Below are 12,865 nucleotides of genomic sequence, written 5' to 3'. Positions count from 1 at the left end.
CTCCATTCACTCGATCACCACGCGCACCCTCGACGCGTCCTTGCCCTGGGTTAGCACCGTCAGATGCCGCTCGAATCGCGCACGCAGATCCGAGACGGTGCACGGCAGCCCACCATCGGCGAGGGCATTTCGAAGGTCTGCTGGGGTCAAGATAACCTTCAGGAGGCCGCTCAGCACTTCTTGCAGCGCCTTCACGAACGCTGGCGTAACCGGGTCCGGCAGTTGCTTCAGTCTGAGGAACGAGTGTACGTCCCGCTTGCCCTTGGAGTCGCTCACAAGCTCGACGTTCCCTGCTACCGTCGGGTCCTCAAGGTTCGTGAGCAAGGTCTGAGTCCATGCCTGCCCGAGCAGGTCGAGCTCCTCGTCGAGGTCGTCCAGTATCTTCGACGACACCGATGGCGAGCCCCCTTCCTCGGCAGGCCGGAACCCGCAATGAGGACAAAGTGGGTCCGCGTCGAGCTCGGGCTTGCCGAGCTGGAAGCACGTCTTCAGTGCGAATAGCCTATTCTCGAAATCGCGCAGTTGCTGGGTCGGCATCATCTCCACGGCGGAGAGCCTCTGAAGCTGCGCGAGACGCGGGCTTTTGCTGAGCGTCACCTTGCGCTTGTCGTCGTTGACACCCAGCCGCGTACGCTCGTGGGCACCGAGGTAGGCCTCCTGGTACTTCCCCTTAAGCTCGGCGAGCGTCTGACCCAGCAGTCGCTGGAAGCCCGCGTCCGCGCGATGCTTGGGGCTTCCGATTTTCGTGAGGAGATCGGCACGTCTGGAGCGGACCTCCTCCTGCCAAGCGTGGTTCGCATCCAGCAGTGCCTCGGCCTTCCCGAGGTACGACGTGAGGGGTGCCACCTTCTGGACGAGTGCGAGGAGGTCCTCGACCTCCCGAGTGAGGCCCAGGGCAGGCTTCTGGACCTGAACGCTGGCGGCGTCGTGCGGAAAGTTCTTGAGCTTGCCGGCCGTGTTAAACGGTTGCAGCGACTCCAGAAACGTCTTCAACGCACCGAGACGAGTTCGCCAATCGTTCTGTTCCTTCCCAGAAAGAACGGGCTGTCCCCAGAACACCAGCTCGCCCACGCGGGCCTGAGCGGTTACGACCTTGCCGAGCAGTGCCCCAACCGCCAGCTGGATTTTCGCGACGGCATCGTCGCGCGTCGCTGGGTTCACGATGAGCCCCGGGGCCACGCCGAGCAAGTCGCAGAGTTCCTGCAGCGAGCCGAGCGGCAGATCCTTCGGTCGCTCGACGTGCTTGAACTCGCTAACCTCCCGGACGCTCAGCTTGGCAAGCTGGTCGAGGCTCGCTGCGTCGATCTTCTTGCCCGCGAGGCTAATCACCACGTCGCCGCTGTGGACGAGGGCTGCGGCGACAACAGCGAGGAACTCCGGCTCCAGCCGAAATCGCGTCCAATAGTCGACCCCGAACTCTGCCTGCACGAGCTCGGTTCGGTTGAGCACTTGGCTCTGACCCTTCAGCGAAAGCAGCTCTAGCACGTGCTTCGCGTACCGTGACTCGCGCGGCTTCAGGACGTCGCCGTCTAGTAGCTCGAGAGCATCTAGGACCGCCGCGCCCTGCTTGCTCTTCACGTTGCCGGCCACCCAGCGGAGTGACTCCTGCGCCGCCTGTTCGCGGTTCTGGCGCGTGATGAGGACGCTGAAGATCGGGTAGTCGGGGCTCTTGTCCTGAAAGTGCGGTGCGAGCAGCACGGACCCTGCGCTGTTCACGTAATCGCGGACTGTCGCGTTCGGCGGGAGCTTACCCCTGACAACGTCGAGGAGCGACTTGCTTCGCCCTTCGTGGGATACCTCCATCACGCTCGGCACGTGCTCGCGCAGCCATGAGGTGAGCGTCCGCAGGTGCTCACCTGCCTTTTCCTCGTAGATCTTTTTGTTGACGCCGGATGCCGTCGCGGCCTGCTCCCGCGCACCGGCGTAGAGCTTGAGGGTGCGATCGAAGACTTCGTCGCGTTGCTTCAGGCGGAGGAAAACCTCATCGGCCTTCTTCTCGTCCTTGAAGTACGGCGGTTCGAAGGGCTGGACGAAGTAGACGTAGAAGTCCCGCGGCGGCTGCGCAGTGGACCGCTCGTTGGGTGCTCCGAAAAAGAGGTAGCCATCGCGCCCCGCCTTGCGTTCGCGCCACTCCACCTCGTACTCCCAGATGCGATAGCCCGTGACATAGGGCGGGGCGTCGGGATCCTCAAGCACGACGCGGCGTAGGGCCTCGAAGTAGTAACGGTCGAGCTGCGAGTCTTCGAGGGCCTCGGCTTTCTTCTCTATGAGCGAGTCAAAATCGACGTCCTTCTTGAGGTCGATGAAGTATTGGCCGTTCTCCTTGTTGAACGACAGAAACTGCCCGCTCACCGTGCGAAGGATCTCCTTCAGCACGGTTTCGACCACTGTGCGCAGGAAGCCCGCCTCGCGCTCCGGCAGCGGCAGCATGAGGCAAAGGTCATCGCGCAGCTCCTCCAGCGTAGCGCCGAGCGGCGCATAGATGTCGCTGGCGGTCAAGCGGTGCACGGAGAGCGCGTGGACGATCCGGAGAGCCGCCGGGCGGTACTGAGGTCGCGTGAACGCCTGCTGGATGCGCGCCTCGAGCACACTGCTTTTGTCGATGACCGCCTTGATCTCGGGGACGGAGCGGAACGATGGGTTATCGCGCAGCATGCCCCAGTACGAGTCGTACGCGATGACTCCAGTATCATCTGGGGGCACCTCGTCGTTGATGACCCGGCGGATGGTCACGCTCAGCGTCTTGAGCACCTCTCGCTTCTCGGCGACGTACACCCGCTCGAATGTGTCGAGGTACGCGGGGTGCACGGGGAACAGGCGGACGAAGTCGTCCATGCGCTCGTTCATCGAGCCGTAGAGCGGGGCAAACTTCGTCAGGTGCTCACGCACGAGCGCCTGTTGCCTGGCGTCTTTCTTCAGCAAGCGCTCGGCCACGACGTAGGCCACGTCCTCGCGGGCGATGCGCACCTGCTCGAAGCGGTCCTTCACGCGCCGGAGCGTGTCGGCCACAAACTGGAAGCGCGGGTTGTCGAAGAGGCTCTCCTGCACGCCCGAGATGAAACGAAAACGCGTGCCCTTGCAGACCTCGCCCAGCTCGCGCAGGAATGAGAGATCGAGGCTGAGCTCTTGATCTTTTCGGGAGCGGAGGTAGTCGAGCAACTCGTCGATGACGAGCACGAGACCGCGGTCAGGGTACACCGCCTCGAAGGCGGCCATCATCTCCTGGAAAGCTGACTTGTTCTCGTGCCGGTCGCCCGCGGCGGGAAACTCGAACTTGACGCCTAGCCGGCTGAGGTTGTCCTCGAGCACCGTGCAGACGATCTCGCGCAACGTCATCGTCGTCGAGCCAATTTCGGCGCGGATCACCTTGAAGCGCCCGGCGATCTGCACGGCACGGTCGGCGACTCGCGCGATGGAGATGCTCGTAGCAAGGTCTGCGTGCTCGGCGATGGCTGAGATTACGGCCATTAAGTGCGACTTACCAGTGCCGTAATTGCCAACAACAAGGAGCCCCTTGTTGTCGGCGGGCTTGGCGAACTGGAGCTGCGGGATGACCATGTCGCAGAGCAGCTCCGCCATTCGATCCGAGATGACGAAGGTCTCGACGAGGCGCCGCGCGTCGGGCTCCGAGTCCGCTTCGCGGAGCTGAACGACGGTCTCGATGGGCTCGAAGTGGATGAGCTCGGAGTATTTCATAGGGTCTTTTCCGAAAAGCCGAAAACATCGAGGGGTCGGGGCTCGTGCGCGTTTACGATGACGGCCTGGGGAGTCGAGTACTTCTTGAACTCGCGGTGCCCCGGCTCCGCATAAGCGAGGACTCGACCGTCGAACGTGCCCGGCCACGACGCGACGATGGTACGGTTGCGCGACAACCCCTGCAGGAGCCGTAGTGGATCTTGGGCGAGCTCGACGGCGAATAGCATCTCGATGTTGTCGAGGAGCACAACCTCCGCTGACGTGGCCTTCACGATATCATCGAGCAGACCAGCGACGCGAACAGCGCGCTGTTTCTGGGTAAGATCGAGGAGCCGCTCCGCGAGCTTGAGGTTCACGTTGATGCACGGCCAGCCGTGCGCGGCCGCAAGGTCGGTGAACGCTTCCGTCTTCCCGGAGCCCGCTGGACCGACCGTCAGGACGAGGCGGTGGTACATGACGCCGGCATCGGAGACGCGATCAAGCAGGCGGGCAGCAAGCGGAGCGGTCATGCTACTCCTCCTCCGAAAAACGCGCGCGCGCGCGCCGCGGTGGTCGATACTGCGACGCGCGGGACCAATAGCAGTACGCCGTGGGCGAGGTGTGGTTCCCCGCACCGTGGTCACGTCCAGCCGAGCGTTCGAGCAGAACGTGGGTGTTGAGCAGACTCATGCGCATCCGGAGAGGCTACTGTCGCCGGATCTGCCCGGCGAATCAATACCGAGAACGCCGACCGCACGGGTAGACTGGGCACCGCCGCCGGTGCGAGCGGGTGCGGCCCAGGATCGGGGAAGCCCTCGACGGCAAGCTCCGCCATCTAGACGAACATCCCCCGGCGGACGAGAGGGGTCTCGCCATCGTCGGCGACACGGGGACTTACCTTACCCGCTGGAAACCCAACGTTTCCCTTGAACTCTGATGGCACCCCCACCGCGAGTTCGGTACTGCCACTGAGGCCGCATCTACCTGTTTCGCCGCGGTTGTTCAGGCTCCTGGCGAGGTCGGGCAGGGAACGCATCGAGCACGGGCCTCGGCCAGGGTGGAAGCGGAGAGCGCTGCTTGAGCTCGCTCTGCACCGGAGTTGCTCAGGCTCCCGGCGAGGTTGGGGAGGAAACGCATCCGGCTGGGCGCCTCGTCACGATGTGGGGGCTTTGCAACAAGCGTGCTGCGCGCCCCGATGCTCGTCTTCCCCTCCGGCTCGGTCCCGGTCCGCAGCCACGCGATCACGCTGCCCCCCCCAAGCTCCCCCCACCCCCCTCCCGCCCAAACCTCGATCTTCACCAGAACCCCTGCAAAATCCCACGCTGGCAACGTTTCCGTTCCCGCTCGGGATCCGAACCTGCACACGGTGTGTAGGCCAACAATCATGGTTCTGTCAGGGGCTCACTGCTTCCTCCCGCGAAGGGACATCTTCGTGCCAAATCTCTGCCAAATCTCATGGCCAGACCGGTCCCCTCGTGTCCTCCCCTGGCTGCCTACAACCTGTTGGAATTACGTCGAAAACAGTGAGTTTCGTAGGACTCACTGAACGCCCCGGAAGAGGATTCCTAAACCGAAGGTCGCAGGTCCGATTCCTGCCGGGGGTGCCAGTAAATCCGAGGACTTAGCTCATCCTCTTGTGCCGCCGGTCATCAGCAGTGGCCTTGTGCCAGGCGGCAAACGAGAGCGCCATCCCTGTCAACCGGAAGTTGCCGCAGACCAGGCAAGCACGACCTTTGACGACCACGAGCAGGCGGCACAAACCGAAGGCGGCTCCGTGCGCCACGATGACATGCTGCGTCACCGGAGCGACAGACGCAGGGAAGCCACTGCGCACTCGTCAGGAAGATGTGTCGAGTCCGTTCGTCGTGCTGATGAGCGAACGAGCCACGTTTCCCACCCCACCGACGCGCCGCCCGTCCGCCCGCGGCCTCAGGTGTCTAAAGTTACACTCATACAGGCCCTGGAGAACTGCATCGTCGCAGCCATCGAGGCAGGAGATGCGCGGACCGCAAGGGCGGCGTTGCACCTTCTGCTTGGGCTCGTAGATGAGGGACAGCAGGGATGACGACTGCACGAGTAAGCCAGCCCCTATTCTCCAATGAGAAGGAGCTACAGATGCGCCTTCTCAACTCAGCGACTGCCTGGGGGACATTTCGTGCCAATGTCATCAAGGTTCGGCGAGAGATGCCTATTGGCGGTTGCATTCCTGATATCGTCACGGCGCTCTTCCATGACGAACCACCGCAACTCTTGCCAAGGGATTGGAGCTATCGGCACACCTCTATTATTTCGTTACTCCGCCGATTCAACAAACTATCGCCCCCAAGCATTACATCCAAACTATTTGACTCCCTCAAGCCAATAGAACAGGCATTAGCCGAGCTGAAGAGCAGTGGTGCAATTGAGCAAGTGGCATCCGGGTCCGTACGGCTGTCGACCTCGATGAGGAGTCTTGCTGGTGAGGTAATTTCAGTGGAGGCAAAGCTGCGACGGTGGTCTGACGCGCTAGCCCAAGCCATTACATACAAGAAATTCTCTGACACATCCATCGTAGCGATGGATCCGTCTTTTCAACCATCAGATAAGGTCCGACACGAGTTCAAAGCCGCTGGCGTGGGCTTGTGGACAATCAGCGATACGATTACGGTGCTGGTGCCTGCTAGGCGTGTCCCCTGTCGCGGTCCCGATAAGGAGTACATACTCGCATCGGCCACACAGAAGAAGACTCACACGTTATGGGTGCGTCGATAGTGCAGAAGCGCGTCGAGCCAGCCGCGCACGTGCCCAATTTTCGTTTTAGGTGAGCTACCAAGTCTTCGCGCAACTTGTTGCGTATTGGACACCGCCTGTGTCAGCCACTGCTCAACGCTCGGTAGTCGCTGAGACTCCGGCAGGTTCGACAACCGCGTCGTAGCCGCGATCGAGGACAGGAAGAAGTGTTCGCTACAGGTGGTCACGTTTGACTGCGCGTATCTCCACGGCGGAACGTCGGAAACACGGTTGCCGCTACGCGCAGCCTGCAACAAGCCGGCGGATGCATTCGTGTGATCTTGAAAGCACCCCAGCAGCCGTGCAGCCACCAGATTATCAAAATCTTCGTCTAAACTGAGATCGGATGCTGCGAGGTGGGACCAATAGCTTGGGAATGCTCGTCCACCTGCGATTGCGTCTGCAAGGCGCATGCGATATTGGCTCTTATACCAGCCGCTCGCCCACAAATTTGCGCCAGCAGCGATACAAACCAACCCGAACGAGCCAACAAAGTTCACTGCGACACTAAGCCCACTGTCGCGCGCCAAAAGGTGAATCAAGTGTAGGAGTGACGCCAGTGTCCTGAAGTTGCTACACTGGCGCGACTCAGTAGCCTCACCCCCTTGCTCAACGACGATATAGACGCCATCCACCCCGCGGGCACTGACACTATCAGCAATCAGGTCCAGCAATGAATTGCGCTCAGGATCGGTATATCGGAGACAACCGTCCGCTATGGCTACGGTTGCATAGACAGGGCGATCGGCACACTCTCGCGCGTAGCGAATACCCGCGTCCAGCCAGTCTATCTCACGATCGTAGCTCGTGCCCGGATCCACCGTCAACGGACTCGGAAGTATAATGAATCGAGTCGCAAGGCGGCGTTGAAGATCCACGCATTGCGCAACAGCTGCCGCGACTTCGTCGGCGTCTACAGGCGCAGAACCCCGCCAGTGGCGCGCGACGGAATTGACCGCATGAGATCTCCACTCAGTCTGCCGCTGGATGTCACTGTCATACTGGGGCAACCCGGGCGAGCCAAACTAGGGGTATGAACAGAGATACGCGCAAGTTCTCGGGCACGTATTCGCATCCATACCAGCCAAATACAGCTGCGGATCGAAAACAATGTTGGCAAGGTGATCGCGGCGACTAAGCCGACGGCGAATCAGCTGGTGAAATGGCATCCCGCTCGCCAGGATTACGCTACCCTCGGGACTAACGTCGTTCGGCAGGCTGAACCGGTACCCGAGGTTGGCATAGAAGCTCATTTTCCACCATCCCGTGCATGTGATGCAAGACTCTGCATTATCGCGGCGGGAACGGGCCGCGCCGTCGGTCGTGGCTGCAAGAGACTTTTCAACAGATCTGCGTAGCTCGATTTGCCGATACTCCCAGGCAAGAATTCGTGATAGCGACTCGACATCAAGCCCACCTGATCTCTTTGAGTCGGATGTCGACCAAGTCGCGCCTCCAGCATAACGATGCCCAAGGCAAAAACATCCGACTTGCACGTCAACTGCTTGGTTCCGCGCATTTGCTCAGGTGACAGATATCCCGTAGTCCCCCATGTCATTCCCGTCCCGGTAATAGATGACTGGGACACGTGGCGCGCGATCCCAAGATCAATCACCGAGACTCGTCCTGATGGCTCTACTATCAAATTGCTGGGCTTTAGGTCGCGATGCACAACCCGGAGTTCCCACATGTGGTGGATGGCGGCCGCAACATCGTAGGCCATCGCACACACATCGTCGTCGGACAGCTTTCTCTGCTTGAGCACCTCGCTCAATGGTCTACCTGGTACAAACGATGTCGCTACAATGCGTACCTTTTCTCCAACCAGCACTATATCGCCAGACCACAACAGACGCGCTATCGATCTGCAATTAAGACGTACAAGAGCATTTACCTCGCGCTCGATGCGTGTCTCAATCTGATCGGTCACGTAGAGTTTGATGGCTGCAGGAAGCCCGTTGACGTGCCCCTTGAAGACAAGCCCCTGGCCGCCGTCACCAAGCAGGCTCTCCGCGCGTACATGCGGAGGAAGGAGACGGTTAATCTCGTCTGGATCTTGCGTGTAGAGTGACGAATTGTCCCTGCGCAAACCGTTATCCTCCGCCCTAGGAGAGGTTACGCGTGCGACACACAGCCGTCAAGCCCTGGAAGTGCCGCATCAATGTACCACGGCACACTTTTCAAAGCCACGCTTCGCACGCTAGCCATTCAATATTGCTGCTCCGTGCCACATCGCCAAATCCCCCTCTGCCGCCGCACTGGCCGGAGTCGTTCGTGCCCCAGCAGCGAACCTGACCGCGCGCGTTGAGGAAGCAGGAGAAGGCGCGGCCGAGGGCCAGCGTGGTGCTCACGGGATCAGGGGCGCCAGCGGCGGGCGGGGCTCCGGCGCGGCGGTGGCGGAGGGTGCGGCAGAGGGCCGGGGTGAGGGGATGGGAGGGAGGGCAACGACGGACGGGAAGAGGGGGAGGGGGACGGCGACGATGTCGAAAGGACACCTGTCGAGCATCGAGCAAGGTCTCGCGGCGATCACCATCGAAATTGTCGAACGCATCTCACACGCGCTCTGCGTGTCCCCGTTTTGCGTCATCACCTTCCCGGCCGACGACGAGCTGAATCATATTGCGGATCTCACTCGTAAGCTGCCGAAGGGCGAGCGCCGGAAGGTCCGACGCACGACGGCGGATCCCCCGTCTCCGACGTCGGAGTAGCCCCCCTGGCTTGGCGTTGTCCTGATGAGGCGCCGACACAGCAGCCGCGATGCGGACCCCTGCATCTCGCTTTGATCCCACGCCGCAGTTCTGGAAGAGCCGGGAGCTTGGGCTGCGGACCGTGATTGGTGCCCCAGCATTTCTCTGGGTGCCCGACCGGGCACCAGCAGCGCGGGCTTAATCTTCGTCGTGTCGCCCATGCGAGAGCGCGGCGCACGAGAGGCAAGAAAAGGATATGTTGCCAACACACTTCGTCCCGCGTTTTCTCATCAATGACCTCCGCCCTGCCCAACCAACGGCGGCCCTTATAGCAGTCCACGAACAGATCGCGGATATGGACGCCCCTTCCGCTGGGCCGAGCGAAGAATACGAAGACCAACGGCCCGAATCGCGTGGACACATAGACCTCGACCATGAACCGGTCGCGGTAGCGATGTAAAATGAGCCGGGGCGGATCGCACTCCGCGATCGACATGTCCACGCTTGCCCCAACACCAGCGTGGCACGGCGGCGATCGTGTGACGTTGGTGGCCATTCGGCGCCTACTTCGACCGCGCTGCGAGAGTCAGATTGAACGCGGTGCGGTGGAGTTCCTGAACGATGCGCGCGGCTTCCTTGTCGGTGAGGGCGTAACCACTGAACTCTTTGCGCCCTTCGGGCTCGATCGCCCCCTCTTCGACGTACACGCCCCCATCGCTCCCGAGAGCGAGGCGTTGGAGGCAGGCCCAACGAAGCAAGCCGCCGATGCCATACCGTTTTCGTTCCTCGCTGGTCAGCGCATAACCAACAAAAACGCGTCGGCCCGCTGGCGGAACGTCCTCGAAGCGGACGTACATCGTGCCATCGCTGGCGAAAGCAAGCTCGGTTTCCATGCGTCAACCTCCCTCGAAAAGCTTGGCGAGATCAGGGTCGTTCTTCACGAATCGGATGAGGCTGCGCGCAGCGGCGGCGAGCTGAGCGTGGGGCTCCGCGAATATGCCTGGAATCACGAGCGTACAGGACGCACGCCACCCTTCGCCCTCCCGTTTGATGCAGCCGAGGATCTGCCCCCGCCATTGTAGGTCGTAACCAAAGGCGACAGGGCGCAGCCTGATCACAAGGGAACCCGAAGCAGCACGCGCTCGACCCGCATCGTGCCTCCCTCCGTCGTTCCCGTGAGCGTGACAATGCCAGCGGCCTCCAAACGAGTCAGCGCCGGCACGAGCGTCCCCGAGTACGACAATTCGGGAAGGCGGTCTCGCAAACGTGCGACGGAGACGAACCCCTCGGCATCCGGCCGCATGCGCGAGAGCGCGAAGTGCAGGAGCCCCTCGGCATACGCGTCGTCCCCGAGCTTCCGGAGTACCACCGCGTAGTTCGCGACGTACACCGCGGCGTTCTGGTACGGCCGCGCCGCGCGCACGAGATCGAGGAGGAGTTGCTCGCCTCGTTCGTCATGCACCACGGTGCCCACCGAGACGTGGGTCGCCGTCATGGACCGCAGTGGCGGAAGCGGGGGCAGGCGATCCGCGAGGCGAGCCTTGCGGAAGCGCTCGCACACGCTGCGGAGCGCGGCCCCGAGCGCGGCATGGGCACGGCTCCACGCCGACGGCGCGTCCACGACGGTATCGCGCGGCGGTTCGGAATGCGCGAGGCTGGGGCGTGTCCCGCTCTGCGGCGGGAGCGCGGAGCGGTCCGTCACGGTCGTCGCGACGTCATCGTCATCCATGTGCGGGGCGACGCTCATTGTTTACCTCCAGGAAGTCACCGACCCGAGGCGGCTGCGTCGCGTGAAGCGTGCGCGTACGGGGAAACGCCGCGCGGCGCAGCCGGCTCGGAGCGATGACAAACGACCGGCAGAAGAGGACGATGGAGGCGAGAGGTGCTTGCCCAAACGCGCGCGCCCCCCATCGCCCTCTTCTGCGGGCCGTCTATCGAAAAACCCGCCCGAGGCCGAACACGGCGCCTTTTCGTTTACGAGGCCAGGAGGACCGTGGTCGGCTCGGGCAAGAGGGGGGCAGGCGCCGGCCGGAAGCAGCGAGCCGCCCCCCTACCCACGCCCTTGACCGACCCCCGAATTTTGTTCGCTGATTTTTCGAGAAAGGTGGGAGCTTTTCCTACTCGGCGAACTCGAACGGCGGGAGGCAGCAGAACGTCACCACGTCGGTGGGGTCTTCCGAGACCGCGCCCGTAGGCTCGCCTCCCGTCGCAAGGCAGATGCCGGGGAGGTACGCGAGGTCCGTGATCGCCTTGCTCCCGAGCGCTCGGCCCGGCGGGTAGACGTTCGTGCATTGGTCTCCGAACGAGGCCACGTCAACCGTGTCCGCCCCGGCTTCGCACGCCGCGTCGCTGTAAAACCGCAAATTTCCAAGGCACGCGCTCCCGACGGGGCTACCGCCGCACTCGCATGCCGTGCAGCCGCGCGTGTCGACGGGCACCTCGCCGTAGAGATAGATGGGGTCATAGCGGTCGTAGTTGCCGGGGCACTTGTCGTGTATTCCCCTTAGCGCGACGCACTGGAGAAACGGGTACGGCAGATCGTACATGCATCGGTGCGTGGCCTTCTTGCACGTGCCCTCGCACTCCTTCGCCTCGCAGGCGAGGCCCATCCAGAGCCAGTCCGTGGTCTTGGTGACCGTGGCCGGCTTCGTGATGGACGGACACGCCTCGCTCGTCGGGCCGGGGAGCGGAGAGGCGTAGACGGACTGCGCGCAAGGCTCGCCGCCGCAATCAGCCCCCGCCGGCAGGGCGTTCGTGCTCGTGCACGAGCCGTCCCAGCCGACGGGTCCGCCGAAAGGGAGTGCGGGCGCTCCGTCTTCCGCGCACGTGCCAGCGCGGACCTCGAGCGTCTCGGGGAGCTTGGTGCACGTGCCTTCGGAGGCCGGACACGTGCATGGATCGCACGCCGCGGGGGGCGCGTCGAGGTAGGCGAAGCGTCGGTACTTCTCGAAGAACTCCACGTCATCGCCGTAGCCGCCGAGCTTGCGTGCCTCGTCGCAGTTCGCGGGCGCAAACTCGCGCGGACCGTACCAGAGAAGCATCGGCGTGCGCGGCCAATCCCCGGCCGACTCGCTACTCGGCTCGGGGGCGCAACGGCCGAGGCATTCGATTGCTTGGGGCCCAGGGTTGACCGCGTCGTCGCTTGCGTCGGCGTCGGCATCGGTACCCGCATCGGGGATACACTCGGGGGTAACGACGATCGCATTGGGATCACATTCGCCGCGAAAAAACTTATCCGGTGCGGAGCACGCGGCAAGGAGCGCTAGCAATAGGATTGAAGTGGCAATACGCGAGTTTTGCATAGCTAAAACTCCCATCCGGCCCCAAACTGGACAGCGATCATCACCGGCGGCTGCTCCGCGATCACGGTCTGGCCCACAGCGATCTGCGTGCCGCTCCGCAGTCCGAGGACATCCGCCGATGCTTGGATGAAAAATGACTGGGTGAGGGGAACTTCTGCGCCAATTCTGCCGCCGGCGCCGGGGTATACCTCTACGAAGCTCGCGGGCTTGTAGCTCTGTGCGGAAAAAATTAACGTTGATCACTCCCAAGTGTCCAAGCGCGCAGCCTGAAAACCACCGCAAGTGCCCGCACACTTTCAACAGCCCACCGGCCGTCATAGCCTCGACGGGCCTGCCTTCTACGCCCGTCGTGAGCCACGCGGCCCGTCCCTCAATCCCTAGCGATACGTACTCGTTCGGCCGCCAGCTCCCTCCCGCGGCCAGACCCACCGC

General features: G+C 62.6%; 9 protein-coding genes. 1 reads left to right on the top strand and 8 read right to left on the bottom strand.

Annotated features, from left to right (window positions below):
- Nucleotides 1-6: 6 nt before the first annotated feature.
- The 5 genes from POL67_RS05840 to POL67_RS54100 all read right to left on the bottom strand — a co-directional run bounded on the left by POL67_RS05840 (nt 7) and on the right by POL67_RS54100 (nt 8,795).
- Entirely contained in the window at nt 7-3,696 is a 3,690-nt protein-coding gene (locus tag POL67_RS05840) for a DUF6079 family protein (protein ID WP_271916064.1), read from the bottom strand.
- Complete coding sequence (brxF, locus tag POL67_RS05835; protein WP_271916063.1) at nt 3,693-4,205, bottom strand: BREX-3 system P-loop-containing protein BrxF; 513 nt, start codon at nt 4,203-4,205, stop codon at nt 3,693-3,695. Before brxF ends, POL67_RS05840 begins: the two co-directional genes overlap by 4 nt.
- A 2,196-nt stretch (nt 4,206-6,401) precedes the next feature.
- The gene (locus tag POL67_RS05830) at nt 6,402-7,271 is read right to left on the bottom strand and encodes a hypothetical protein (RefSeq protein ID WP_271916062.1); all 870 of its coding nucleotides are present in this window, start codon (nt 7,269-7,271) and stop codon (nt 6,402-6,404) included.
- Nucleotides 7,272-7,693: 422 nt separating this feature from the next.
- Nucleotides 7,694-8,533 carry a protein kinase domain-containing protein gene (locus tag POL67_RS54105; protein WP_373372351.1) on the bottom strand — a complete coding sequence of 280 codons (840 nt, stop codon included), beginning with the start codon at nt 8,531-8,533 and terminating at the stop codon, nt 7,694-7,696.
- Nucleotides 8,534-8,624: 91 nt separating this feature from the next.
- Nucleotides 8,625-8,795, bottom strand: coding sequence for a hypothetical protein (locus POL67_RS54100; protein ID WP_373372350.1), 171 nt, complete (start codon nt 8,793-8,795; stop codon nt 8,625-8,627).
- 129 nt (nt 8,796-8,924) lie between these two features.
- On the opposite strand from POL67_RS54100, the gene POL67_RS05820 reads away from it, so the two are divergent.
- On the top strand, nt 8,925-9,152 hold the full coding sequence (locus POL67_RS05820; RefSeq protein WP_271916060.1) for a hypothetical protein: 228 nt from the start codon (nt 8,925-8,927) through the stop codon (nt 9,150-9,152).
- A gap of 542 nt (nt 9,153-9,694) precedes the next feature.
- Here the strand turns inward: POL67_RS05820 and POL67_RS05815 are convergent.
- The 3 genes from POL67_RS05815 to POL67_RS05805 all read right to left on the bottom strand — a co-directional run bounded on the left by POL67_RS05815 (nt 9,695) and on the right by POL67_RS05805 (nt 12,172).
- Nucleotides 9,695-10,024, bottom strand: a complete 330-nt coding sequence (locus POL67_RS05815) for a hypothetical protein (protein ID WP_271916059.1) — start codon at nt 10,022-10,024, stop codon at nt 9,695-9,697.
- Between the two features lie 221 nt (nt 10,025-10,245).
- On the bottom strand, nt 10,246-10,878 hold the full coding sequence (locus tag POL67_RS05810) for a hypothetical protein (protein ID WP_271916058.1): 633 nt from the start codon (nt 10,876-10,878) through the stop codon (nt 10,246-10,248).
- A 370-nt stretch (nt 10,879-11,248) separates the two neighbouring features.
- The gene (locus tag POL67_RS05805) at nt 11,249-12,172 is read right to left on the bottom strand and encodes a hypothetical protein (protein ID WP_271916057.1); all 924 of its coding nucleotides are present in this window, start codon (nt 12,170-12,172) and stop codon (nt 11,249-11,251) included.
- Nucleotides 12,173-12,865: the final 693 nt, after the last annotated feature.

This window comes from Polyangium mundeleinium, assembly GCF_028369105.1.
Lineage (GTDB): Bacteria > Myxococcota_A > Polyangia > Polyangiales > Polyangiaceae > Polyangium > Polyangium mundeleinium.
Note: the sequence above shows the minus strand (reverse complement) of the source record. Positions and strands in the feature narration are given on the sequence as shown.